This is a genomic window from Alloalcanivorax sp. C16-1 (assembly GCF_046507805.1).
GTDB lineage: Bacteria > Pseudomonadota > Gammaproteobacteria > Pseudomonadales > Alcanivoracaceae > Alloalcanivorax.
This window is the reverse complement of sequence record NZ_JBKFTK010000002.1, coordinates 34,273-59,085: the sequence shown is the minus strand read 5'-3', so window position 1 is coordinate 59,085 and position 24,813 is coordinate 34,273. Positions and strand designations below refer to the sequence as shown.

Here is a 24,813-nt window from a genome sequence, read left to right as displayed (position 1 = left end):
CCCTCAGTTTTCCCAGACCGGTGTGCGCGGCGCCGGCAGGCCGGTTTCCTCCAGGCAGCGCGCCTTGATCTCCTCCAGGGTGCCGCCCCGGTTGAACACCTCGTCGATGGGGCCGCGCTGCTCCGCCATCTCCTGGCGCAGGGCCTTGGTGGCGGCCTGGTCGACCCGGCCCCTGGCATCGCAGACCACGCCGTAGCGGCGCGCCCCGCCCTGGGTCACCAGCCCCTTGAGCACATCGGTGCCCACCGCCGCCGGGTCCCGTTCCAGGGGGTCGCCCCAGCCGCCACCGCCCCAGGTGTCGAAGATCACCAGGTCGCCCTTGGCCACCTTGATGTTGTCGCACTTGGAGGGCAGCACCTGGCGCTCGCCGTTGGCGCGGATCAGCTCCTTGCGGCTGCGCTGGCCGGGCAAGCCGCCGTTGACCCCCCAGGGGTAGGTGAGCCAGCGGTCGTCGTGGATCGACACCTCGCCGTCCGCCAGCAGCCGGTAGCCCACGCGAATGCCGTTGCCGCCGCGATGCTGGCCGGCGCCGCCGGAGTCGGCGATGGATTCATAGGTCTCGATGCGCAGCGGGAAGTAGGCTTCCACGAACTCGTTGGGCACGTTGGTGAAGCCCGGCCACAGGCTGTGGCCGTCCGGACCGTCGCCCAGGGGCCGGCCGGGGATGCCGCCGAAACCGATCTGGAACAGCTGGAACCATTCGCCCTTTTCGTCATAGCCGGAGTACATGAAGTGCGGCGAGTCGGAGAAGCCGGCGCCGCTCATCGCCTCCGGCGTGCCCTGGCCAAGCAGGCCGCCCATCACGTCGAAGATGCGACCCAGCAAGTGGGTGCGGCAGGACAGCGCCGCCGGGAAGTCCGGTTTGAGGATGGAGCCCTGTGGAATGCGCACTTCCACCAGATCGTAGAAGCCGTCGTTGAACAGGATGGACGGGTCGAACAGGTTGATGGTGTAGGCGCCGAAGAACATCTTGAACATCTCCTCGTTGAGGTAGAAGTTCACCGAGGACGGTGCCTGGGGATCGGTGCCCTCGAAGTCGAAGATCGCCTTGTCCCCTTCCCGCCACAGCGTGCAGCGGATGGTGTAGGGGCCGATGCCGGCGCCGTCGTCGCAGATGTAGTCCTCGAAGGACTGGCGGGTTTCCGGCACCACCTTGCGGATGATTTCGCGCATCGCCGTGTAGTTGCGGTCCAGCATCATCTGCAGAGCACTGACGTAACAGTCGTCGCCGAAGCGCTCGGCCAGATCCAGGCAGCGGCGGCCGGCGGTGCGGCAGGCGGCGACGATGGCGTTGAAGTCGGAGCGGTTCCAGCTCGGCATGCGCACGTTATGCAGGATCAGATCCAGCACGTCGCTGTTCAGCTCGCCGTTGCGGTAAATCTTCAGCGGCGGAATGCGGATGCCTTCCTCGTAGATGCTCCTGGCGTCGGTGGGCAGACTGCCGGGCACCTTGCCGCCCACGTCGGACATATGACCGAACATCGCGGCCCAGTTGATCAGGCGACCGTCCTTGAAGATCGGCACCATCACCAGCCAGTCCGGCAGGTGACTGACGGCGCCGTCGCACATGTAGGGGTCGTTGGTGAGGAACACATCACCCTCTTCCACCGTGCCCTGGTAGGACTGCATGAAGCCGTAGATGAAGGAGCCGAACTGGCCCACCACCATCTTGCCGTCCTGGTTGGCGATCATCGGAAAGGCGTCGCCCTGTTCGCGGATGCCCGGCGACATGGCGGTGCGGAACAGCACCGCGTCCATTTCGTTGCGGGCGTTGGCCATGGCGTTTTCGATGATGTCCAGGGTTACCGTGTCCACGTCCTGACGTTGGAACGGCTGGTTGTTGGTCTGTATCAAAGTGGCAGCCATGGTTCACTCCTTCTCGTTGTTATCGGCCGGTTCGATCAGCAGGTTGCCGACCCCGTCCACGCGCGCGCCGTAACCGGGGAAGATCACGGTGGTGGAGTCCATCTCCATGACGATGGCGGGGCCCGCCAGGGCATGGCCCGGCCACAGCCGCGCCCGGTCATAGAGCACCGCGTCATGATCGGCGCCCTGGAAATAGATCTGGCTTTCGCCGACCACCGCGTCCTCCAGCGCCACCGCGTCGCCGCCATAGTCACGCTCGGCGATATTGGGGCGCGGCGCCCGGGCGATGGCGCGCAGGTTGACCAGTTCGTGCTCCTCGTCCAGGGCGAAGTTGAACAGCTGCTCGTGCTCGCCGTCGAAGGTATCGCCGATCAGCGCCAGGCCCCGTTCCGCCAGCGCTTCGCGGTCCAGGTCCTGGGTGAGCAGCAGGGCCTGGCCCTGGTAGCGCACGTCCGCCTGCCAGGTGATGGTCTGGTCGTCGCCGGCGATGCCCTGGTGGGACAGCGACGCGGTGACCTGCTCGGTGAGCTGTTCGAGAATGCGCGTGACTTCCTCAAGGGAAAGTTGCGAGAACCCCTTCACCAGGGAACGGGACGCTTCGTCCTTGACCCGGGTGGTGGCGTCGCCATAGGCGCACAGCACCCCCGGCGACGGCGGCACGATCACCGGCCAGGCGTTCATCAGCATGCCCAGGGCATTGGCGTGCAGGGGCCCGGCACCGCCGAACCCGCACAGGGCGAAGTCGCGGGGGTCGTAGCCCTGTTCCACGGAGATCAGCCGCAGCGCCCCGAACATGTGCTCGTTGGCGATGCGCACCACGCCCTCAGCGGCTTCCTTGAGCGACAGGCCCATGGGCTCGGCGATGCGCGCCATGGCCTTCTCCGCCAGATCCCGGCGGATCACCATGTCGCCGCCCAGTTTCTGGTCGGCGGGCAAGTAGCCGAGCACCACGTTGGCGTCGGTCACCGTGGGCAGCTCGCCGCCCTTGTTATAGGCCGCCGGGCCGGGATCGGCGCCGGCGCTGTCCGGGCCCACCCGCAGGGCTTTGGTCAGTTCCGGCACGAAGGCGATGGAGCCGCCGCCGGCGCCCACGGTGCGCACGTCCACGGAGGGCGCGCGCACCGCCACGTCACCGACCCGGGTTTCGCGGCGCAGGCGGGCGCTGTTGTTCTCGATCAGCGCCACGTCCGTGGAGGTGCCGCCCACGTCGAAGGTCAGCACCTTGTCGTAGCCACCCCGGGAACAGAACCAGATGGCCCCGGCCACGCCGCCGGCGGGGCCGGACAGCAGCAGGTTCACCGGGGTATCGCCGGCCAGGTCACTGGCGGACAGACCACCGTCGGAACGCAGGATGGAGAGCGATACATCGTCGGCCAGCCGGTTCTCAAGCTCGCGGGCCAGGTTGTCCAGGTAGCGGGACACTTCCGGCCGCACGTAGCTGTTCACCACCGTGGTCTCGGTGCGTTCGTACTCCTGCATCTCCGGCACCACCCGGGAGGAGATCGATACCGGAATCTCCGGCATCACCTCCCGGGCGATGGCGGCGATACGTTCCTCGTGCTCACCGTTGGCGTAGGCGTTGATCAGGCACACGGTCAACGCTTCGATGCCGTCTTCCTTGAGCGCCTTCAGATCGTCGCGCAGGCGTGCCTCATCCAGCGGCGTGACCACGCCCCCGTCGGCGCCGATGCGCTCATCGGCCTCGATGGTGTCCTCCAGGGCCGCCAGCACCGGCTGCTTGTTGAAGATTACCCAGCCGCCGATGCCGCCCGGCACATAGGACCGGGCGATATGCAGCACCTGCTTGTAGCCACGGGTGGTGACCAGGCCGACCCGGGCACCGCGCCGGGTCAGGATGGCGTTGGTGGCCACCGTGGTGCCGTGCATCACCTTGTCGATGTCACGGGGGTCCACGCCGGAGGTACGGCAGATCTTGTCGATGCCGTTGAGCACGCCGATCGACGAGTCGCTCGGCGTGGACGGCACCTTGGCGGTGTAGGTGGCGCCGGTGTCGTCGTTGATCAACAGCAGGTCGGTGAAGGTGCCACCCACATCAACACCCAATCGATAACTCATTCTTCGTCTCCGTTACTTATTCTTAAGAGGCTTTGTCGACCGGCCTCAGCGCACCGCCGCCTGTTCCAGTTCGCGCAGGCTGATATCGCCCGGATCGACGCCGGGGGTATTCAGCCGTGCATCGGGACTGAGGATGAAAATGGTGGCGTGGCGGCGCTGGTAGTCGATGGTGAAGCCGGCGGAGGACACGATGCCGGTATCACCGTCCTCGGTCTGGATGGTCTTGAGGTGGTAGTTGAACCACTTCCAGAACTCCCCCTTCTTGTCGTAGACGTCGGCCATGTAGAAGCGCGGGAACTGGGTGTCCATGTACATGATTTTTTTACTGTACGGATGCTCCGGCGGCGCGATGGCCTCGATTACCCATACCTCACGGGGTTCCCACTTGTCGAGGGGATTCCAGTACGGCGGCTGGTCCAGGTCCACCACCGGGAACTCGGCGTTGCCCTTGGCGCTCTGGTCCCAGGCCTTCACGGAGCTGTGCGCCACCGCCAGCACGGTACGCTTGCCGAGCAGTTTGTATTCCGGATACCAGGTGGGATGGGCGTTGAAGATCTCGATGTCGTCGTTGAGCTGGTCGGTGCCGCCGATGGGATCCATCCAGGTGCCGCCGGACAGCCGCCGGGTGCGGCGCACGGATTTCAGATAGGCCCAGCTGTCGTCCAGCTGCGGGCCGTCGTAACGCACCGTGAACAGACCGAGACCACGGATGTCGTTCGGGTAGGTGGCGTACAGCAGCTGCTTGAACAGGGTGTTGCCGTCACCGATCTCGGTGCTGTCCTCGCCCAGACGGCCGTTGGTGTAGAAGCGCTTGAACACCCATTCCTGGCGCCGCTCCAGGCCCCGTTTGTCGTCCACGAACAGGTAGGCGAACTGCGGGTAGTCCTGGAAGTTCTTGGTGGGCTGGGCCACATGGTGGTTCCACACCAGCTTTTCGGCGGCGTGGGGCGTGTCCTCGGTGACGTTGGGGAACGGCATGCCGGCCTTCCAGCCCTTCATCAACCGGGTGTCCGCGTCGTAGGAGACGCCACCGGAATACTTCTCGGTGGCGGCCAGATAGTCCTTGCCCAGCTTCACCGGCTCGGAGTTCTTGAGAGTGATCACCAGCCCCTGCTCACGAATCAGCCGCTTCTGCACGTCGGTGAGCAGGCTGTCGATGCTGTGACCCTCGAAGGTGTCCTGCAGACGTCCGTCCAGGTTGCCGGCATCAAGCCGGTCGCCGGCGGACAGCTCGGCGGCGCTGAGCGGGGCCGCGGCGAGCGCGGACAACGACAGCACGGCGGCGGAAAGATACTTGGTTATTGTCATGATGATCTCCTCAGAACTGATAGGTGAGCCGGGCCACGAACTGGTCGTTGCCAGCGAAATAGCCGAACAGATTGGTGTCGTTGAAGTCCTGCAGGGGCCGGTCCTGCTCTTCGCGGTCGAAGAAGATGTCGGCCTCCAGGCGAACGCGGATGTGGTCGCCGTAGACGAACTCCACGGACGGAATCACGAAGCCGCCGCCGTAGGTCAGATCGCTGCCCAGCGCCAGGCTCGGGTTGATCTGGTCGTTGGCGTAGTTGGCGGCGAGGATGGCGGTGACGATGCTGCTGAATTCCTTGGTGTCACCGCTGAAGCCGGCGGTGTTGACCAGTTGTTCGCTCTTGTCGAAATCGGCGATCCAGTTGTTGAACACCTGCACCGACAGGAACGAGGGACGGCTGGTGCCGAGCACGCCGGTCAGATCCACCTGCTTGTCGATGCGGAACATGGAGCGGAACAGGTTCTTCTCCTCGATGCCGCAGAAACCCGGGAAGAAGCCGCAACCCCGGCCCTGGCTGTTGCTCTGGATGCCGGCGTTGTAGGGCGCCTCGGGGATGTAGGCCAGCTCGGTGCTGAACACCACGTCCAGGGACGGGAAGTAGTTGTTGGCGGAGACCCCGAACACGTCGATGTACGGGTAGATGAACTCGCCGGCCTCGGCGGGGCCGCCCTCATAGGTGCCTTCGTAGGCGCCCAGGAACAGCTCCGGCGCGGTGTTGTTGGTGGCCGGGTTGGGGTTGGCCACCGGGTTCGGATTGGGGCCGTGGAACCAGGCCAGGGAGTAACCCCAGTCACCGGCCAGGCCATTCCAGCGCAGACCGTAGGAGTCGTCGTCCATGTCCGCGTCCGGATGGTGGTAGTTGTAGCGCACGTTGGCGCCGAACGGCGCGGTGGCGAACGGCACGCCCCGGTTGGGCTGGTTGGCCCAGCGCCCGCCTTCCACGTCATAGCTGTTACCCCGGTCTTCCTCATCGTTAAGGCGACCGGGAATGTAGATCAGCTGCAGGCTGCCGCCGGCGTCATCGAAACGCTGGGTCAGGTTGACCATATTGAGCGGCTTGCGCAGCTCTTCGTTTTCCGGCTCCAGAAACGAGCGCCAGCGGAAATCGTAACCGTGAATCACGTCCATCAGCTGGAAGAAGTCGGTCTCGCCCCAGACCACCTGCTGGCGGCCGATCTTCAGGTTAAGGCTGTCGGTGAGATCGCCTTGCAGCCAGAACTCACGCAGCTCCTCGTCGTTATAGCTGTCGTCGATCAGGTCCACGGAGGATGCCGACACGCCGCCGGTACGTGCCCAGGCATCGGCCACGTCCTGCACATCGTCCAGGTAGCTGGTGGACGCTTCCCGGGACACCCGGCCGGTGGTTTTGAAACGCACCGCGCCGAAGTCACGGAAGATATTGAGCTTGCCCACGGTGCGCACCATGGACAGATCCCCCCGGTAGTCGCCTTCCTGGACGCCATCCAGGCCGTTGGGGCCGGGGCCGATCAGGGTCGGGTTTTCCAGGTTCCAGGACAGGTACTGGCGCGCGTAGCCGCTGATTTCCCAGTCCTTGGTGAGCCAGTTCTGGTCGTCGGCCCGGGCGGCGGAAGTGGCCGCCAGCGTGACCGCCAGGGCCACGCTGCCCGGCAGACGCCGGTCCGGCCTGGTGACGTTTTTTTTGTTTAATCCAATCATGGCAATTACCCCGTTTGGTGAGTCGTTGGCGTTTTTTACTCTGTGGAAAGCGCCGCCTTTTCCGAGGGCCCCCTGACGGCGGCCTGGTCTTTCGGCGGATCGAAGATGAAAGCGGGCTTGAGGATGCGCACCAGCGACGGCATCACCAGCAAGGAGGTGAACGCCGACACCAGCAGCCACAGGCCGATCAACATCCCCATCTCGGCCTGGAAGCGCAGCGAGGAAGCGGCCCACAGCAGCACCCCGGCGGCCAGCGTCACCGAGGTGAGCAGCACGCCCCGGCCGGCGGAAAACAGCGCCTGCCGGATGGCGTCGCGGGGGTCCGCGTTCGGGTACTTCTCCAGGTATTCCTTGATCGAATCGACGATGTAGAAGGCGTAATCCACCCCCAGGCCGATGCCCAGGGCCACCACCGGCAGGGTGCTGATGCTCATGCCGATGCCCTGCCAGGCCATGAACGCGAAGGTGACCACGTTGGAGATCAGCACCGGTACGATGAAGAACACGCCACTGGCGGAGGAGCGGTACACCAGCAGGCAGGACACGATCACCACCAGCAGCGCCAGCGCGATGGCCTCGATCTGATCGGACAGCAGCACCTCGTTGATGGCCGCCGTGATACCCATGGAGCCCCCGGCCATGCGAATCTGGAAGCCGTCCAGCGGGTTCTCGTCGATAAAGCGGCGGATCTGGAAGATCGCCTGGCGCAGGGTGTCACCGCGCCGATCGCGCAACATCAGCAGCACCGAACCGTTCTGGAACAGGGGGTCGGCGAACTGGGCCAGGTCATCCGGCGCCGCGCCCTGCATGTAGAAGCTGATCAGTTCGCCGTTCTCGATCTGCGAGGCGCCCAGTTCCCGGTAGCGCGGGTTGCCCTCGTAAAGGTTGCGGCGCACGTCCACCACGATGTCGGCCAGGGACACACTGCCGCCCACCTGGGGTAGCCGCTCCATGCGGCGCTGGAAACGCTGCATCCAGTCCAGGGCGTCCACCCGCTTGAGCGCATCGGTGCGATCCCCTTCCAGCACCACGAACATCTGCTCGGTGCCCGGGTAGCGCTGGTTGATCAGGGCGCTGTCCTGATTGAAGCTCGCCTCCGGCCACAGGATCGGCGAGCCGGGGGCGGCGTCGCCGATGGTCAGGTCGGTGGCCTTGGCCATCAACAGGCCCACCAGCACCAGGGTCACCGGCAGCACCAGGTAGGCGCCGCGTCCGGCGGCCAGCCGGTAGGCAACGGTCAGCACCGCGTCGAGCAGGAAACGCAGGTTCAACGGATGGGCGTAACGCAGCGGCGCCTTCACCCAGCTCAGCAATACCGGGGTCAGCACCACCGCCGAGAACATGATGGTCATCACCCAGAGGGCGCCGATGATGGAGACCTTCTGCAGCAGCGGAATCGGCGTGAGCAGCACGCAGAGGATGGCGCCGGCGTCGGAGATCAGCCCCAGCAGACCGGGGCGGAACAGTTCCTTCATGGTGGCTTCCGCCGCCGCCCGGGGCTGCAGACCGTCGCCGTCGCAAAGATCGTCGAAACGGGTGATCAGCTGCACCGAATGACTGAAGCAGCGGGCGGTGATGATGAACGCCACCACGATCACCAGCGGGTCGAAGTTAAAGCCCAGCATCACGCCGATGGCCAGCGCCCAGATCGCCGACACCGTGCCACTGACCAGCGGCAGCAACGCGCCCCGCCAGGTGCGGTTGAGCAGAAACAGGGCCAGCAGCATGGCACCCAGGGACAGCAGCGCGATCACCACGGTCTCGTCCAGGTAATGGTCCACCCAGCCGTACAGAATCGGCTCGCCCACCAGGTGGTACGACACCTGCTCGGGAATCGGGGAGGCGTCGAAAATGGCGTTGATCTGCGGAAAGATTTTTCCGTAGTCCACTTTCTGATCGTAGAAATCCACCTGGATCAGCGCCGATTGCAGATCGCGGTCCACGTAGATGCCGTACACCAGCGGATTGTTGATCACCGCCTCGCGCAGGGTGCGGATGCCGGCGGCATCGGCGGGCACGTCCGGCCACATCAGCGGCACGCTTTCGATGCCCATGGAGGAGGCGTTCACGGATTTGAGTTTGCGCGAGGCCAGCGACACGATCTGGAACGGGTTGACGCCGCTGACCTTGGCCAGCTCCCGGGTGACGCGCTGGATCTCGGCGAGCACCGGCGGCGTGAAGATCTCGCCCTGCTCGCTTTTCACCACGATGGTGACCTTGTTGCTGCCACCGAAGGTTTCCTTGTACTGCTCGTGGACCTCCACGTAAGGATGGCCCTTGGGCACCATGTCGCTGAAGACGGTGCGCACGTCGATGCGCAGCAGCACCAGCGACATCAAGAAAGTGATCCCCAGAATCAACGCCACCACCAAGCGACGATGCCGGATGCACAGCTCGGACAGGCCGATGGCGAAACGGCTCATTGACATTATTCTTTCTCCTCTGCCGGCCAGGCGGTCCATTGCCCCTGATGCACACGCCCCAGATCCTCGCCGGTCACCACCAGCCCGTCGGCGGTGGGCAGCGCCCGCGTGTGGTAGCCATTGCTGAAACCGCGCGCCGCCAGCGGCGACCAGTGACGGCCCCGCTCGGACGTCAGCAGCACGCCACCGGCGCCCACCGCCAGCCAGCGGCGGCCGTCGTGGGCCACGTCGTAAAGGTGCTCATGGGTGCCGCTGTCCACGGCCCGCCAGGACACGCCGGTGTCGTCGCTGAGATACACGCGACCCTGATTGCCCACGGCCACGCCGGTGGGGCCGTGGAAGGCGATGGCCTGTAAGCTCTCGCCCTGCAGTTCCTGGCGTTGCCAGCTGCGGCCCTGGTCGGAGGAATGGAACAGATTGCCGAACTCCGCGGCGATCCAGAGACCACCGTCGTCGGCGCGGGCGATGTCGTTGAGCGCCACGTCGGTGTCCAGGCTCAGCGCCTGCCAGTCGCCGGCGCCGTCGCCACGAAAAATGGCGCCCATTTCACCGGTGATCCAGAAGGTGCCGTTGAGATAGCCGACGGCGATCAGCTTGCCGGCGTAGTCGGACACCGGCAGTTGCAGGGCGGACCAGCCCTGGCCGGCGTCGGTGAACACCCAGCCCTGGTTGCCCACCGCCACCACCCGGCCCTGGCCCTCGGCGATGCCCTGCAGATTGACCGGTTGCCGCAACGCCCGCCGCGCCCAGTGGCCGCCCGCATCGCGGTGCAGCACGGTGCCGGCGTTACCGGCGAACCACAGGGCGCCGTTGCCGTCGCCGGCCACGTCCAGGAAATGATCGCGGGGCTCCACCAGGGGCTGCGGCAACGGCAGCGGCTCCACGGTGGGCTGCACGAACGCCGCCGCGTAACCGAGGCCGGCGACGATGGCCCAGGGCGCGATGCGCGCCACCCAACCCAGCAGCTTACTGATCATCGCCCTGCCCTCCCCGGCTCTTGGCGTACTGCCGGCTCAACCAGCGGAACGCCTTGCCGCCCAGGGCGGTGCCGGTGAGGCGCTCCGCCTCGCGGACCACCGGCACCAGATCGAGCGGGTCGATGCCGGTGTCCAGGCCCATGCTTCGCAGCATCAGCGCCACGTCCTCGGTGGCCACATTGCCACTGGCGCCGGGGGAGAACGGGCAACCGCCCAAGCCGCCGATGGAGGCGTCGAATTCACGCACGCCGGCCAGCACCGCGGCATGGATATTGGCCAGCGCCATGCCCCGGGTATCGTGGAAATGGCAGGACACCCGCGCCACGTCCACGCGCTCCAGCAGCCGCCCCAGCACCGCGTCCACCTTGGCCGGGTCGGCGGCGCCGATGGTGTCGGCGACGATCACCTTGCCGGCGCCGGCGTCGTTCATGCGCTTGCCGAAATGGGCCACCACCTCCGGCGCCACCGGCCCCTCGAACGGGCATTCGAAGGCCACCGCCAGATAGGCCTGGGCGGTGACGCCTTCGTCGGCGGCCCGTGCCACGATCTGCTCGCAGACCTCGGCGGTGCGCTCCAGGGACATGTTGATGTTCTTCTGGTTCATGGTCTCGGTGACCGAGAGCACCACGTTGACGGTGCGCGCGCCGGCCGCCACCGCCCGTTCATAGCCCTTCATGTTGGGCACCAGGGCGGCGTACTGAATGCGCTCCGGCGACGGCAGTCGCGGGAACAGATCCTCAGTGCCGGCCATTTGCGGCACCGCCTTGGGAGAAACAAAACTGCCGGCTTCCATAAAGCGCAGACCGGCGCCGGCCAGCGCCTCGGCCAGGGCCAGCCGTTCGTCCACGGTCAGGGTCTTGCCCTGGCTCTGCAGGCCGTCACGCAGCCCTACTTCGTTGATACGGATATCCATGCTCGCCTCCTAGCCGATCACGCCCTGGGTCATGAGCTCCTCGACCTGCGACTCGCTGTAGCCGAGCGCGCGCAGCACCTCACGGGTGTGTTGGCCGAGACCGGGCGGGGTGGTGAAGGCTTCCTCGGAATCCACCGACAGCTTGATCGGATTACCCGGCGCCTTGACCGCGCCGCCGTCGCTCTGCGGGATATCCACCACCATGTTGCGGAACAACACCTGGGGATCGCTGAGTGCTTCGGAGAATTTGTTCACCGGCGCGCAGGGGATGCGCGCGCTGGACAGCAGATCCACCCAATGGGCGGTGGTGTTGGTGACCAGCAGCGCCTTGAGGATGCCGTTGATCTTGTCCTTATCGGCGAAGCGGCCGGGCTGGGTTTTGTACTTGTCATCGCGCAGGGCGTCGATGTCGAGCAGCTCCACCAGGTTGTCCCAGAAGCTGTCGAAGATCACCGCGATGATCACGAAGCCGTCGCTGGTCGGAAAGGCGTCGTAGGGCACGTGCACGAAGTGGGAATTACCGATCGGTTTGGGATCGTCGCCGCTCAGGAAGTACATGGTGGCCATGTAGTTGAGCATGGAGATCTGGCAATCCAGCATGGAAATGTCCACGTGCTGCCCGTAGCCCCGTTTTTCCCGGGCATGCAGCGCCGACAAAACGCCCATCACCGCGAACATACCGCCGCCCAGATCGCCGATGGGAATGCCGGCGCGGGCCGGATGGTCCTGGTCGTGGCCGGTGATCGACATACCGCCACCGATGCCCTGCACCACCTGATCAAAGGCCGGCCGCTGGAAGTTGGGTCCGGCCTGGCCGAAGCCGGTGACGGAACAGGTGATGATGCGCGGGTTGATCTTGGAGAGATGGTCGAAATCGATTTTCAACTTGGCGGGCACGCCGGCGGAGAAGTTGTCCAGCACGATGTCCGCGTCCTTCACCAGGTCGTAGAAGACCTTGAGACCCGCCTCGCTTTTCAGGTCGATGCAGACGCTTTTCTTGTTGCGGTTCAGCGTCAGAAAGTAAGCGCCCTGGCCGCCGTAGGAATTGTTCGGGTCCTTTGCAAGCAGGCTGCGGGTGCCCTCGCCTTTCAAAGGCTCGACCTTGACGGAATCCGCGCCGAGGTCGGCCAGAATCATGCCGGCGTAGGGGCCGGAAAGCATGTGCGTCAGATCGAGAATCCGGACGCCTTCGAGTGGTTTTGTCATAGGTTGTTCGCACGTTGTGTTTGTTGAAGGGTCGCCACTGCCCATCGCAAACACGGTGCCAACTTTTTTGTTTGCCCCCGCTTTTGAATTAGTCGTTTGTTTTTAAAGTCTTTTTTACATTGGCGCTGAAGCGTCGCACGGCTCACCCGCCAGCCCGGGTCTTTCACCTGGAAATTTCGCCCTTTCAGCCTGAAAGGCGATGGCACGCTTGCGTCCCACGGAGCGAGTCGGGGCGCAGTCCCTCGCACTCCTTCAATCTGAAAGCCCCACCCCTCGCTCTGAAACGAAAGGCGGGCGGCCGAAAACGCCGAATACCGGCAAAAGCGTTCGCGATTCAGTCAGTTATGGAAATCGGCCCGGCTTGGCATGTGTCTTGCCCTTTTACCGGCGGAGGACGCCGTCCATACCCCGGGGGCGCCCTCGAAGGTAAGCGCCAATAACAGTAAGAAAAGGAAGGATCACCCATGACCGATTCCCACGCCTATTCCCATCTGCTGAGTCCGCTGAAGATCGGCAACGTGACGGTCCGCAACCGTCTGATGCAAACCGCCCACGCCAAGGGCTTCCATGCCGGCAACGGCCTGACCAACGACCGTGACATCTACTATCAGGCGGAGCGCGCCAAGGGCGGCATCGGTCTGATCGTCACCGGCGCCCGCCACACCCATCCGCACTCCACCGGTCCCGGGCGTACCCTGGCCCGTGGTAATCGCCAGGAGATCATCGAGCGCGACCGGGAAATGTGTCAGGCGGTGCAGGCCCAGGGCGGGCGTATCATTGCCCAGTTGATTCACTTCGGCCCCCAGGGCCGCAGCGGCGCCCTGGACGACTACCGGGTGCTGTGGGCGCCCTCCACCATGAAGTCCCCGGCCTATAACGAGTGGGCCAAGGAAATGACCAAGGCGGAGATGGACGAGGTGTCGGAACACTTCGCGCTCACCGCCCGCTATTCCAAGGAGGCCGGCTTCGACGGCGTCGAGCTGCACTACTCCCACGGCTATCTGCATCAGCAGTTCCTGTCGTTCGTCTACAACAAACGCACCGACGAATACGGCGGCAGCCAGGAAAACATCGTGCGCTTTCCCATCGAAACCCTGCAGCGGGTGCGTGACGAAGTGGGCCCGGATTTCATGGTCGGCATCCGTGTGTCCATGGACGAGTGCACCGTGGACGGCATGCACGCTGACCAGGCCATCGAGATGACCCGGCTGATGGTACGCACCGGTCTGGTGGACTACGTGAGCGCCACCGCCGGTACCTACGCCGCCCACGCGGATCAGATTCCGCCGGGGGACTACCCGGAAAACTGGCTGGTGAAGGACGGCGCGCGCATGCGCCAGGCGATCCGCGAGGAAGCGGACATCCCCCTGTTCATCGTCGGCCATATCGTCGATCCCAAGGAAGCGGATGACCTGGTGGCCAACGGCGCCGCCGACATGGTGGCCATGACCCGCACCCAGATCGCCGACCCGGAATTCGCCAATAAACTGCGCGACGGCCGCGAGGACGAGATCAACCACTGCATCCGCTGCAACCAGGCCTGCATCGCCCGGCTGATGGTGGGCAACGCCATTTCCTGCGTGGTCAACCCGGCCGCCGGCCGCGAGCGGCGTTTCGGCGCCCATACTTTGAAGCCAGCGGCCACGCCGGCCCACTGGCTGGTGATCGGCGGCGGCCCCGCCGGCATGAAGGCGGCCCTGGTGCTGCGCCAGCGCGGCCACCGGGTGACCCTGGTGGAAGCCGGCGAACGACTGGGTGGCCAGCTCAATCTGGCGGCGCGGCTGCCGCGCCGGGAGAAGTTCGGCTTTCTGCCCCGGGACCTGGAGCGCCAACTGCGCAAGGCCGGCGTGGAGATCCGGCTCAACACCCGCCTGGACGCGGACCAGGTGGCGGCGTTCGGCGCCGATGGCGTGATCGTGGCCACCGGTTCGCGGCCGCTGAAAAGCGGCTTCACCTCCACCCGGCCGGCGGTGGACCGGGTGCCCGGCATGGACCAGGACAATGTGTTGAGCGTGGTGGACGTGCTGGAAAACCCGGACGCGGTGGGCCGGCGGGTGGTGCTGTTCGACGAGGACGGTGGCCGCTATGCCCTGGGCACCGCCGAGTTCCTGCTCGACCGCGGCCATCCGGTGCATCTGGTCAGCCGCTTCAACGCCCTCTCCCCCAATCTGGCACTGACCCTGGATCTGCCGGTGAACTACCGGCACGTGTTCGAGAAAGGGCTGGAATACACCCTCAACAGCTGGGTGCGTTCCGTGGATGGCCAGCGCGCGCAACTGTTCAACCTGTTCACCGACAAGAACAGCCAGGTGCTGGAGGCGGACACCTTCGTGATCGCCGCCGGCCACGCCGCCGAGAACAGCCTTTATCAGGCCCTGCAGGGCCGGGTGAGCAATCTGCACTGCATCGGTGACGCGCTGCTGCCCCGCCCGCTCCAGGACGTGATCTACGAAGGCATGCTGGCCGGCCGCGAGATGCTCGACGACCCGGACCGCTTTATCGAACAGGGCGAACTGGAAAGCTTCGACCACGACTGGCGCGAGACGCTGGGCACCCAGGCGCAATAGGAGACGGCACATCATGACTCAGGAACGTTATCCCCATCTGTTCCGTCCGCTACGGGTGGGCAACATCGAGATTCGTAACCGGCTGATGCAGTCCGCCCACGCCATGGCGTTCAACACCCGCGACGGCCTCACCACCAACCGCGACATCGAGTACCACGCGGCCCGGGCCCGGGGCGGCATCGGCCTGATGATCACCGGCAACCGCCTGATCCACCCCACCTCCAACACCTTCTGCCGGGGCTACGCCTACGGCTACCGGGACGAAATGGTGGAGCGCGACCGCGCCCTGACCCGGGCGGTGCATGACCACGGCGCGCGCATCTTCGCCCAGCTCAACCACTTCGGCGTGATGGGCGAAACCCATGCCATGGACGACTACCGGGTGCTGTGGTCGTCGTCCAACATCAAGTCGCCGGTGTTCGGTGAACAGGCCAAGGCCATGGAGCGCCAGGACATGGACGAAGTGGTGGAAGGCTGGACCCGCTCCGCCGAGTACGCCAAGGCGGCGGGCTTCGACGGGGTGGAAGTGCATCTGGCGCACAGCTACCTGCTGCACCAGTTCATCTCGCCGTTGTTCAACAAGCGCACCGACGAGTACGGCGGCGCCTTCGAGAACCGCATGCGCTTTCCACTGGAAGTGGTGCGCGCGGTGCGCGAACGGGTGGGCCGGGATTGCGTGGTGGGCGTGCGGCTCACGCTGGACGAGATGGTGCCCGGCGGCCTGGAGGTGGACGACTGGATTCAGGTGGCGCGCACCGTGGAAGCCACCGGCTGCATCGACTACATCATGACCACCGCCGGGGTGTACCAGTCCGCCAGCTACATCATGCCGCCGGCGGACGTGCCCAATGGCTGGCTGGCCGACCCGGCGGCGCGCCTCAAGCAAGCGGTGAATCTGCCGGTGTTCGCGGTCTCGGGCATCACCACCGCCGCCGAAGCGGAGGCGATCCTGGCCCGGGACGGCGCCGACATGGTGGCCATGACCCGGGCGCAGATCGCCGACCCGGACTTCGCCAACAAGACCCGCCAGGGCCGCGAGAACGACATCTACCACTGCCTGCGCTGCAACCAGGGCTGCGTGGCGCGGCTGTTCTACGGCACCTCCATGACCTGCCAGGTGAACCCGGCCACCGGCCGCGAGGAACGCTTCGCCCCGCACACCGAAACGCCGGCGGCCACGCCGGGCCACTGGGTGGTGATCGGCGGCGGCCCCGGCGGCATGAAGGCGGCGGAGGGCCTGGCCCGGCGCGGCCACCGGGTGACCCTGCTGGAAAAGGACGGGCAGTTGGGCGGCCAGGTCAATCACATCGTCAAACTGCCGCGCCGGGACAGCTTCGCCTGGATCACCAAGGACCTGGGCACCCAGTTGGAGAAACTGGGCGTGGACGTGCGCCTGGGCAGCGAGGCGGACGTGGACAACGTGCTGGCCCTGGACCCGGACGGCATCATCGTGGCCACCGGTTCCACCCCGGACCGCAGCGGTTACTCCGACATCAACCCGCTGGTGCCGAAGATTCCCGGCATCGACGCGCCCCATGTGCTGACCGCCGTGGACGTGCTGGAGGGCGCCCAGGTGGGCGAGCGGGTGCTGGTGCTGGACGAGGAAGGCAACCGTTATTCCGCGGGCATCACCGAGTATCTGGTGGAGCGGGGGCATCAGGTGCACCTGGTGACCCGCTGGAACGCCCTGTTCCACAAGCTGGCCCAGACCCTGGATCAGCCGGTGGTGTACGGCAAGCTGCCCGGCGACCGATTCCGGGCCACGCTGAACAGCTGGGTCAGCAGCTTCGAGAACGGCAAGGTGGATCTGTACCAGCTCTACACCGGCGAAACGCAAACCCTGGAGGACGTGGACACCGTGGTCCTGGCGGTCCGCCACCTGCCGGCGGAGGCCCTTTACCTGGCGCTGCGGGAACGCCATCCCAAGGTGCATCGGGTGGGCGACTGCCAGGCGCCGCGCAAGACCGACCATGCCATCTTTGAAGGCTTCCTGGCCGGCCGGGAGGAGTTCGACAACTGGACCCGCTACGTGGAACCCGGCGCCCTGGAACAGTTCGACCCGACCCTGCCGGAGCGGCTGCGCCGGCTGCCCGGCTGACCCGGCCCGGCCACGGCCGGGTCAGTCGTTGCCGCCGCGGGCCTTCACCGACTCGAAGTCCTCGCTTCTCAGTTCCGGCAGCTTTTCATCGCAGCCCTGAATGCCCTGCCGGCGCAGGTTGTCGCACACCCGGTCCAGCTTGCCGTCCACCGCGTGCAGGTGATCCAGCAGGGCGCCGATGGCCTCCGCCACCGGGTCGGGCATGTCGTTGCTGACGCCGTAGGCCTGGAAGCCGATCTTGTCCGCCATTTCCTTGCGGTTCTTTTCCTGCTCGGTGGCCGGCTGGCCGATCACCCGGCCGGGAATACCGACCACGGTGGCGCCCTCCGGCACCTCCTTGGTGACCACCGAATTGGAGCCGATCTTGGCGTTCTTGTGCACCGTGAACGGGCCCAGCACCTTGGCGCCGGCACCCACCACCACGCCATCTTCCAGGGTCGGATGACGCTTGCCCTTGTTCCAGCTGGTGCCGCCCAGGGTGACGCCGTGATAGAGGGTCACATCGTCGCCGATCTCGGCGGTTTCACCGATCACCACGCCCATGCCGTGGTCGATGAAAAAGCGCCGGCCGATGCGCGCGCCGGGGTGGATTTCGATGCCGGTGAGCCAGCGGCTGAAGGTGGAGATCAGACGCGCCAGTTGCTTGAAGCGCCGCTGCCACAGCCAGTGGGCAAGACGGTGAAACAGCACCGCGTGCAGGCCCGGGTAGTTGAGCAGCACCTCCAGAGTGTTGCGCGCCGCCGGGTCACGGTGAAAGACGGACGCGATGTCCTCTTTGATTTGCTTGAGCATAGTTACCTCGAATCCGGGCCCCGCAGGCGCTTCTCCAAAGCCACCAGGGTACCGCGCAGGATGCTGATCTCCATTTTGTCCGGGCGGGCGCGCAGGAACAATCGCCGCATGCGCGTCATCACCTGCCCGGGCTGCTCCGGGTCCAGGAAGCCGCTGTCTTCCATGACCCGCTGCAGATGATCCAGGAACTGCTGGACCGCCTGATTGCTGGCCGCCGGTTCGTCCCAGAACATCTCCGGCAGCGGCATCTGCTCCCGGCGCGAGCGCGCCTCCGGCAGGTCCGCGTCCTCGCCCACCAGGGCCAGGCGCAGTTCATAGGCCATCAGCTGGATCGCCGAGGCCACGTTGAGCACGCCGTAGTCCGGATTGGTGGGCACCGACACGTGCAGATTGCAGCGGTGCAGTTCGTCGTTGGTGAGGCCCCGGTCCTCGCGGCCGAACAGCACCGCGATGCGGGTGTCCTCCGGCTCGCGGGCCAGCTGCGCGGTGAGCTGGCGCGGGGTCAGGCAGGGCCAGGGAATGCGCCGCTGGCGGGCGCTGGTGCCGATCACCAGGGTGGCCCCGTCCAGGGCCTCGTCCAGGGTGGCGCACACCTGCGCCGCGGCCAGCACATCGCCGGCGCCGGAGGCGCGGGCGGTGGCTTCGGCGCTGGGGTGGATTTTCGGCGCCACCAGGCGCAGGTCGCTCAGGCCCATGGTCTTCATGGCCCGGGCGGCGGCGCCGATGTTTCCCGGATGGGTGGTTTCCACCATCACCATCCGCACCTTGTCGAGCATGTGGGTTGTCCGCGTCGGTCGTGGGGGCGGGATTCTAGCAGATAACGGCCTGCCCTCCTTCCTTCTGCTCTGTTACAATCCGCCTCCCGTCCGGCCCCGCCACTCCGTGGGGCCCGCTCTTTCAAACCGATAGGATGAATGCATGCACGCGCCGCAAGTGAATATCGCCCTGCGAGCCGCCCGCCAGGCGGGCACCCTGATCCGCCGCGCCGCGGAAAACAGCGACCCGCTGAAAGTGGATCGCAAGGGCGCCAACGACTTCGTCACCCAGGTGGACAAAGCCGCCGAAGCACGCATCATCGAGGTGATCCGCAAGGCCTACCCGGACCACGGCATCCTGGCCGAGGAAGGCGGCGAGCAGCCCGGTCGCGGTGACGGCGCCGATTACCTGTGGGTGATCGACCCTCTCGACGGCACCACCAACTTCATCCATGGCTTCCCCCAGTACGCGGTGTCCATCGCCCTGAAGATCAAGGGCCGGGTGGAGCACGGCGTGGTCTACGACCCGCTGCGCGAAGAGGAATTCACCGCCAGCCGGGGCCGTGGCGCGGCGCTGAACGGCCGCCGCCTGCGCGTTACCGGCCGTGCCAGCCTGGACGGCGCCCTGATCGGCACCGGCTTCCCGTTCCGCAAGGATCAGATGGCCTATCTGGATGCCTACATGGGCATGTTCCGCGCCATCGCCGAGGACGCCGCCGGCCTGCGCCGCCCGGGCGCCGCCGCCCTGGACCTGGCCTGGCTGGCCGCCGGCCGCACCGACGGCTTCTTCGAGCTGGGCCTGCAGGAGTGGGACATGGCCGCGGGCACCCTGCTGATCACCGAAGCCGGTGGTCTGGTGGGCGACCTGGTCGGTGGCCACAATCACCTGAGCCGCGGCAACCTGGTCGCCGGCACCCCCAAGGTGTTCAAGGGCCTGCTGCAGAAGATCAAGCCGCACCTCACCGACAGTCTCAAGCGCGGCTGAGCCGCGCTCGCCCCCCGACCTGCCTCCTCGTAGGAGCGGCTTTAGCCGCGATAGCGCCGTCCAATCACGGGAAACTATCGCGGCTAAAGCCGCTCCTACGCCGTTTAGAGACGTAAAAGCCTGCCTCAAGGGATAGGACTCACCGCCAAGCTCTGCTAGCGTTAAACCCATTAATCGTTTGCGCGAAGATGCTTCTTCAGGAGAGCCCGATGAGCCAGTTTCAACTGAAAGACAAAGACCTGTTCCGCCAGCAGTGCTACATCAATGGTCAGTGGTGCGACGCCGAGGACGGCGCCACCATCGATGTGGACAATCCCTCCACCGGCGAGATCATCGGTCAGGTGCCGCGCATGCAGGAGGCGGACACCCGCCAGGCCATCGCCGCCGCCGACCGCGCCTTCCCGGCATGGCGCGACAAGACCGCCGACGAACGCGCCCAGCTGTTGTACCGCTGGTACGAACTGATGATGGAGCACCAGGACGACCTGGGCGCCATCATGACCCTGGAACAGGGCAAACCGCTGGCGGAATCCAAGGGCGAGATCGCCTACGCCGCCTCCTTCCTGAAGTGGTTCGCGGAAGAAGCCCGCCGCGTGTACGGCGACACCATCCCCGCCGCCAAGCCCGGCCAGCACATCGTGGTGATCAAGCAGCCGGTGGGCGTCACCGCCGCCATCACCCCGTGGAATTTCCCCGCTTCCATGATCACCCGCAAGGCCGGCGCCGCCCTGGCCGCCGGCTGCACCATGGTGGTCAAGCCGGCCAGCGCCACCCCCTACTCGGCCCTGGCCCTGGGCGAGCTGGCCACCCGCGCCGGCATTCCCGCCGGGGTGATCAATGTGATCACCGGTTCCGCCGCCGCCATTTCCTCCACCATCACCAGCTCGCCGGTGGTGCGCAAGGTCAGCTTCACCGGCTCCACCGAGGTGGGCAGCCAGCTGATGTCCCAGTGCGCCGAGCACATTCAGAAGGTGTCGCTGGAGCTGGGCGGCAACGCCCCCTTCCTGGTGTTCGATGACGCCGACCTGGACAAGGCGGTGGAAGGCGCCATCGCCTCCAAGTTCCGCAACACCGGCCAGACCTGTGTGTGCGTGAACCGCTTCCTGGTGCAGGACGGCGTGCACGATGCCTTCGTGGAAAAACTCAAGGCCGCCATCGAGAAACTGAAGGTGGGCGACGGCTTCGAGGACGGCGTCACCCAGGCGCCGCTGATCAACAAGGGCGCCGTGGACAAGGTGCTGGAGCACATCAAGGATGCCCGCGAAAAAGGCGGCAAGGTGATCCTGGGCGGCGAGGCCCACGAGCGCGGCGGCAACTTCGTGCAGCCCACCCTGATCGTGGACGCCACCCAGGACATGGAATTCTGCGTGGAGGAAACCTTCGGCCCGCTGGCGGCGGTGATCCGCTTCAAGGACGAACAGGAAGGCATCCGCCTGGCCAACGACACCCCGTTCGGCCTGGCCTCCTACTTCTACAGCGAGAACATCCACCGGGTGTGGCGCGTGGCGGAAGCCCTGGAAGCCGGCATGGTGGGCATCAACGAGGGCCTGATCTCCAACGCGGCGGCGCCGTTCGGCGGGGTCAAGGAATCCGGCCTGGGCCGCGAAGGCTCCAAGTACGGCATCGAGGAATACTGCGAGGTGAAATACCTCTGCATGGGGTGAAGCCAGGGCGCGGGAGCGCCGGCGGCGCTCCGGCGGAATAAGCGTTCTGATCGGGAGTCTTTATGACCGGTTCACACCGCATCGCGCTGTTGCCCGGCGACGGCATCGGTCCGGAGGTGATGGCGGTGGCCGAGGCGGTGTTGAAGACACTGATCCACGGCCACCGGCTGCCGCTGGAGTACGACGTCCTGCCCTGGCCGGCCACCGACTGGCACCGCCGCCATGGCGAGATGATGCCCGACGATGCCCTGTCACGCCTGCGCGCCTATGACGCTTTGCTGCTGGGCGCCCTGGGCGACCCCGGGCCGCTCAGCGACCCCGACCGTTACCGGCTGTCGGACGGCGTCTCCCTGGCGCCGCTGCTGACCCTGCGCAAGGGCCTGAATCTGTGGGCCTGCGAACGGCCGGCCCGCTTTTACCCCGGCACCGTCCAGTACCTGGCCGATCCCCGCGCCCGGGACCTGGACATGCTGGTGATCCGTGAAAACAGCGAAGGCGAGTACGCCGGCCAGGGCGGCCGGCTGCGCGCCGGCACCCGCGACGAGATCGCCACTCAGCTGGAAGTGTTCACCTACGCCGCCACCGAGCGGCTGATCCGCCACGCCTTCGAACGCGCCCGGGCACGCCGCGACGAGCGGGATCACGAACAGCGCCCACGCACCTTCACCCTGCCCGACGGCGCCACCCGTGAGGCGCAGGTGTGTCTGATCACCAAGCGCAACGCCCAGGCGTTCTGGGGCGACCTCTACGACCGGGTGTTCGCGGAAGTGGCGGCGGACTACCCGGACATCGCCACCCACCATGAACTGGTGGACGCCGCCGCCATGAAATTCGTACAGGCGCCCTGGGGCTTCGACGTGGTGGTGGCCAGCAACCTGCACGGCGACATTCTCACCGATCTGGCGGCGGTGCTCGCCGGCGGCCTGGGCGTGGCGCCCTCCGCCAACCTCAATCCTTCCGACCCGGACCAGCCCGCCCTGTTCGAGCCCACCCACGGCTCGGCGCCGGACATCGCCGGCCAGGGCGTGGCGGATCCCCGCGCCACCCTGTTCAGCCTGGCGCTGCTGCTGCAGTGGCTGGGTGAAAAAAACGCGATTTTTTATGGCGCCGCCCGTCATTTGCATGAGACGCTCGAGCAAGACCTGGCCGGAAAACATCCGGCGAGCGGCACCGATGCGATCGGTGTGCGGATTCAAGGCGCCCTGGGCGGGAACCTCTAAATCCGGTCTTCACGCAAGGCCGGCCTCCCCGCCCGGGTTCATGACGTGGGAGGAGCAAGCCATGAATCATCTGTCTCCATTGCTGGTGCAATCCAGCGGGATTTGCGCGGAACGCGGCGAGGGGAGCTGGCTCTACGACGGTGAAGGCCGTCGCTGGCTGGACTTCACCTCCGGCATCGGCGTCACCGCCACCGGCCACTGCCACCCCAAGGTGGTGGAAGCCGCCCAACGGCAGGTCGCCACCCTGGTGCACGCTCAGTACACCACGGTGACCCATCCGAATATGCTCCGGCTCACCGATCGCCTCTACGAACACCTGCCCCGCGCGCTGGACGCGGTGGCCTTCGCCAATTCTGGCAGCGAAGCCATCGAAACCGCCCTGCGGCTGGCCCGCCAGGCCACCGGGCGCCCCAATGTGATCGCCTTCACCGGCGGCTTCCACGGCCGCACCCTGGCGGCCGCCTCGATGACCACCTCCACCACCAAGGTGCGCAGCGGCTGGCATCCGCTGATGGCCGGCGTCTGCTTCAGCCCCTTCCCGCACAGCTACCGCTACGGCTGGAGCGAGGAAGAAACCGTCGATTTCTGTCTGCGCGAGCTGGACCACCTGTTTCTGACCCAGACGCTGCCGACGGAAGTCGCCGCCATGATCGTCGAGCCGGTGCAGGGCGAATACGGCTACTACCCGGCGGGGGCACGGTTCATGCAAGGCCTGCGGGAGCGCTGCGACCGCCACGGCATTCTGCTGATCGCCGATGAAATCCAGGCCGGCTACGGCCGCACCGGACGCTTCTGGAGCCACCAGCACTTCGACGTGCAGCCGGACCTGCTGGTCACCGCCAAGGGGCTGGCCAGCGGCTACCCGCTGTCGGCGGTAGCCGGCAGCCGGGCGCTGATGGCGGAAGGCTGGCCCGGCTCCCAGGGCGGCACCTACGGCGCCAACGCGGTGGCCTGCGCCGCCGCCCTGGCGACCCTGGACGTGATCGAGCAGGAGGACCTGGTGGCCCGGGCCGCCGCCGAGGGAGACCATCTGGCGCAGCGCCTGGACGCCCTGAAGGCCGAGTACGACTGCGTCGACGAGGTGCGCGGCATGGGCCTGATGCGCGGCATGGAGATCGGCGCCGGGCCACGCCAGCCGGATGGTGAACGCGCCGCCGCCGTGCTCAAGGCCGCCGAGCGCAATGGCCTTCTGCTGCTGCGCTGCGGCACCCATGGGCAGATCGTGCGCTGGCTGCCGCCGCTCACCGTCAGCCGCGAGGAGATCGACCGCGCCGTGGACCTGTTCCGCGACGCCCTGGAGGAGACCGCATGAGCGACACCCGGGTGACCGTGCTGCTGGCGCCGGACGAAGCGCCGCTGCCGGGCCTGAAGGCCCTGGACGGGCTGGCCCGGGTGCGTCAGCTGCAGGGCGACGACGGCCTCGCCGAGGCGCTCGCCGACACCGACGTGCTGGTGGTCACCGACTTCCGGGTGGAGGCGCTGGAAGCGGCCTGGCCCGATCCCTGCCCGATCCGCTGGGTGCATGCCACCAGCGCCGGCGTCGACGCCCTGATGATCCCGCCGATCCGCGACGGTGATTTTCCGGTGACCAACGCCGCCGGCCTGTTCGACCGGGGCATCGCCGAGTACGTGCTGGGCGCGGTGCTGCTGTTCGCCAAGGACACGCTCACCAATCTGTCCCGCCAGCGCCAGCGGCAATGGGACCACCGGGAAACCGCCCTGATCCGGGGCGCCCGCGCCCTGGTGGTGGGGGCCGGTTCCATCGGCCGCGAGGTGGCCACCCTGCTGGGCGCGGTGGGCATGGAGGTGGTCGGCACCGCCCGCCGGCCCCGGGACCAGGACCCGGCGTTTTCCCGGGTGCACGGCCAGGAAGACCTGCCGGACCTGCTCGGCGAGGCCGACTACGTGGTCGTCACCGCGCCGCTGACCCCGGACACCGAGGGTCTGTTCGACCACCATCACTTCCACCTTATGAAACCCGGGGCGGTGTTCATCAATGTGGGGCGCGGCGCCATCGTGCGCACCGCCGCCCTGATGGATGCCCTGGACGGCCACCTGGCCGGCGCCGCCCTGGACGTGTTCGAACAGGAGCCGCTGCCGGCGGACCACCCGCTGTGGGGCTTCGACAATGTGATGCTTTCCGCCCATATGGCCGGCGACTTTATCGGCTGGCGCCGGGCTCTGGGTAAGCAGTTCGTGGACAACTTCAACCGCTGGCGGCTCGGTGAGCCGCTGGCTAATCCGGTGGACACGGCGCGGGGATATGGACGCCGTTGAAGGAGGAGGAA

The 24,813-nt window shown here is 66.5% G+C and carries 17 protein-coding genes; 7 read left to right on the top strand and 10 right to left on the bottom strand.

Annotation, left to right across the window (positions count from 1 at the left end; translation table 11 throughout):
- Positions 1-3: 3 nt before the first annotated feature.
- Genes ACLD0W_RS07425 through ACLD0W_RS07390 form a run of 8 tightly spaced genes read right to left on the bottom strand, consistent with a single transcriptional unit; the run spans position 4 to position 12,444 of the window.
- Positions 4-1,866: a hydantoinase B/oxoprolinase family protein gene (locus ACLD0W_RS07425; protein WP_410306860.1), complete on the bottom strand. Its 1,863-nt coding sequence runs from the start codon at positions 1,864-1,866 to the stop codon at positions 4-6.
- A 3-nt stretch (positions 1,867-1,869) separates the two neighbouring features.
- Complete coding sequence (locus tag ACLD0W_RS07420) at positions 1,870-3,942, bottom strand: hydantoinase/oxoprolinase family protein (protein ID WP_410306859.1); 2,073 nt, start codon at positions 3,940-3,942, stop codon at positions 1,870-1,872.
- A gap of 45 nt (positions 3,943-3,987) precedes the next feature.
- Positions 3,988-5,250 carry a DUF1329 domain-containing protein gene (locus ACLD0W_RS07415; RefSeq protein ID WP_410306858.1) on the bottom strand — a complete coding sequence of 421 codons (1,263 nt, stop codon included), beginning with the start codon at positions 5,248-5,250 and terminating at the stop codon, positions 3,988-3,990.
- 10 nt (positions 5,251-5,260) lie between these two features.
- Positions 5,261-6,925 carry a DUF1302 family protein gene (locus ACLD0W_RS07410; RefSeq protein WP_410306857.1) on the bottom strand — a complete coding sequence of 555 codons (1,665 nt, stop codon included), beginning with the start codon at positions 6,923-6,925 and terminating at the stop codon, positions 5,261-5,263.
- 35 nt (positions 6,926-6,960) lie between these two features.
- A complete protein-coding gene (locus tag ACLD0W_RS07405; protein ID WP_410306856.1) occupies positions 6,961-9,348 on the bottom strand; it encodes an efflux RND transporter permease subunit in 2,388 nt (795 codons plus the stop codon).
- Positions 9,349-9,353: 5 nt separating this feature from the next.
- Positions 9,354-10,325, bottom strand: coding sequence for a WD40/YVTN/BNR-like repeat-containing protein (locus tag ACLD0W_RS07400; protein ID WP_410306855.1), 972 nt, complete (start codon positions 10,323-10,325; stop codon positions 9,354-9,356).
- The gene (locus ACLD0W_RS07395) at positions 10,315-11,238 is read right to left on the bottom strand and encodes a hydroxymethylglutaryl-CoA lyase (protein ID WP_410306854.1); all 924 of its coding nucleotides are present in this window, start codon (positions 11,236-11,238) and stop codon (positions 10,315-10,317) included. Before ACLD0W_RS07395 ends, ACLD0W_RS07400 begins: the two co-directional genes overlap by 11 nt.
- Positions 11,239-11,247: 9 nt before the next feature.
- The gene (locus ACLD0W_RS07390; RefSeq protein ID WP_410306853.1) at positions 11,248-12,444 is read right to left on the bottom strand and encodes a CaiB/BaiF CoA transferase family protein; all 1,197 of its coding nucleotides are present in this window, start codon (positions 12,442-12,444) and stop codon (positions 11,248-11,250) included.
- Between the two features lie 464 nt (positions 12,445-12,908).
- On the opposite strand from ACLD0W_RS07390, the gene ACLD0W_RS07385 reads away from it, so the two are divergent.
- Positions 12,909-15,011, top strand: coding sequence for an FAD-dependent oxidoreductase (locus ACLD0W_RS07385; protein WP_410306852.1), 2,103 nt, complete (start codon positions 12,909-12,911; stop codon positions 15,009-15,011).
- Between the two features lie 13 nt (positions 15,012-15,024).
- On the top strand, positions 15,025-17,109 hold the full coding sequence (locus ACLD0W_RS07380) for an NAD(P)-binding protein (RefSeq protein ID WP_410306851.1): 2,085 nt from the start codon (positions 15,025-15,027) through the stop codon (positions 17,107-17,109).
- A gap of 21 nt (positions 17,110-17,130) precedes the next feature.
- Here ACLD0W_RS07380 and cysE read toward each other — a convergent pair whose 3' ends face one another.
- On the bottom strand, positions 17,131-17,901 hold the full coding sequence (cysE, locus tag ACLD0W_RS07375; RefSeq protein WP_410306850.1) for a serine O-acetyltransferase: 771 nt from the start codon (positions 17,899-17,901) through the stop codon (positions 17,131-17,133).
- Positions 17,902-17,903: 2 nt separating this feature from the next.
- Positions 17,904-18,677, bottom strand: a complete 774-nt coding sequence (locus tag ACLD0W_RS07370; protein ID WP_410306849.1) for an RNA methyltransferase — start codon at positions 18,675-18,677, stop codon at positions 17,904-17,906.
- A 142-nt stretch (positions 18,678-18,819) separates the two neighbouring features.
- Here ACLD0W_RS07370 and suhB point away from each other — a divergent pair, with 142 nt between their 5' ends.
- From suhB to ACLD0W_RS07345, 5 genes are all read left to right on the top strand, one after another.
- Positions 18,820-19,641, top strand: a complete 822-nt coding sequence (gene suhB, locus ACLD0W_RS07365; RefSeq protein WP_410306848.1) for an inositol-1-monophosphatase — start codon at positions 18,820-18,822, stop codon at positions 19,639-19,641.
- Positions 19,642-19,850: 209 nt separating this feature from the next.
- Positions 19,851-21,305, top strand: coding sequence for an NAD-dependent succinate-semialdehyde dehydrogenase (locus ACLD0W_RS07360; RefSeq protein ID WP_410306847.1), 1,455 nt, complete (start codon positions 19,851-19,853; stop codon positions 21,303-21,305).
- Between the two features lie 62 nt (positions 21,306-21,367).
- Positions 21,368-22,525: an isocitrate/isopropylmalate dehydrogenase family protein gene (locus tag ACLD0W_RS07355; RefSeq protein ID WP_410306846.1), complete on the top strand. Its 1,158-nt coding sequence runs from the start codon at positions 21,368-21,370 to the stop codon at positions 22,523-22,525.
- 61 nt (positions 22,526-22,586) lie between these two features.
- Positions 22,587-23,837, top strand: coding sequence for an aspartate aminotransferase family protein (locus ACLD0W_RS07350; RefSeq protein WP_410306845.1), 1,251 nt, complete (start codon positions 22,587-22,589; stop codon positions 23,835-23,837).
- Positions 23,834-24,802, top strand: coding sequence for a D-2-hydroxyacid dehydrogenase (locus ACLD0W_RS07345; RefSeq protein ID WP_410306844.1), 969 nt, complete (start codon positions 23,834-23,836; stop codon positions 24,800-24,802). Before ACLD0W_RS07350 ends, ACLD0W_RS07345 begins: the two co-directional genes overlap by 4 nt.
- The last annotated feature ends 11 nt before the right edge of the window (positions 24,803-24,813 follow it).

Bases quoted from the DNA above. Each gene is read 5' to 3' on its own strand.
- ACLD0W_RS07425 (WP_410306860.1), bottom strand. From the start codon at position 1,866: ATGGCTGCCACTTTGATACAGACCAACAACCAGCCGTTCCAACGTCAG.
- ACLD0W_RS07420 (WP_410306859.1), bottom strand. From the start codon at position 3,942: ATGAGTTATCGATTGGGTGTTGATGTGGGTGGCACCTTCACCGACCTG.
- ACLD0W_RS07415 (WP_410306858.1), bottom strand. From the start codon at position 5,250: ATGACAATAACCAAGTATCTTTCCGCCGCCGTGCTGTCGTTGTCCGCG.
- ACLD0W_RS07410 (WP_410306857.1), bottom strand. From the start codon at position 6,925: ATGATTGGATTAAACAAAAAAAACGTCACCAGGCCGGACCGGCGTCTG.
- ACLD0W_RS07405 (WP_410306856.1), bottom strand. From the start codon at position 9,348: ATGAGCCGTTTCGCCATCGGCCTGTCCGAGCTGTGCATCCGGCATCGT.
- ACLD0W_RS07400 (WP_410306855.1), bottom strand. From the start codon at position 10,325: ATGATCAGTAAGCTGCTGGGTTGGGTGGCGCGCATCGCGCCCTGGGCC.
- ACLD0W_RS07395 (WP_410306854.1), bottom strand. From the start codon at position 11,238: ATGGATATCCGTATCAACGAAGTAGGGCTGCGTGACGGCCTGCAGAGC.
- ACLD0W_RS07390 (WP_410306853.1), bottom strand. From the start codon at position 12,444: ATGACAAAACCACTCGAAGGCGTCCGGATTCTCGATCTGACGCACATG.
- ACLD0W_RS07385 (WP_410306852.1), top strand. From the start codon at position 12,909: ATGACCGATTCCCACGCCTATTCCCATCTGCTGAGTCCGCTGAAGATC.
- ACLD0W_RS07380 (WP_410306851.1), top strand. From the start codon at position 15,025: ATGACTCAGGAACGTTATCCCCATCTGTTCCGTCCGCTACGGGTGGGC.
- cysE (WP_410306850.1), bottom strand. From the start codon at position 17,901: ATGCTCAAGCAAATCAAAGAGGACATCGCGTCCGTCTTTCACCGTGAC.
- ACLD0W_RS07370 (WP_410306849.1), bottom strand. From the start codon at position 18,677: ATGCTCGACAAGGTGCGGATGGTGATGGTGGAAACCACCCATCCGGGA.
- suhB (WP_410306848.1), top strand. From the start codon at position 18,820: ATGCACGCGCCGCAAGTGAATATCGCCCTGCGAGCCGCCCGCCAGGCG.
- ACLD0W_RS07360 (WP_410306847.1), top strand. From the start codon at position 19,851: ATGAGCCAGTTTCAACTGAAAGACAAAGACCTGTTCCGCCAGCAGTGC.
- ACLD0W_RS07355 (WP_410306846.1), top strand. From the start codon at position 21,368: ATGACCGGTTCACACCGCATCGCGCTGTTGCCCGGCGACGGCATCGGT.
- ACLD0W_RS07350 (WP_410306845.1), top strand. From the start codon at position 22,587: ATGAATCATCTGTCTCCATTGCTGGTGCAATCCAGCGGGATTTGCGCG.
- ACLD0W_RS07345 (WP_410306844.1), top strand. From the start codon at position 23,834: ATGAGCGACACCCGGGTGACCGTGCTGCTGGCGCCGGACGAAGCGCCG.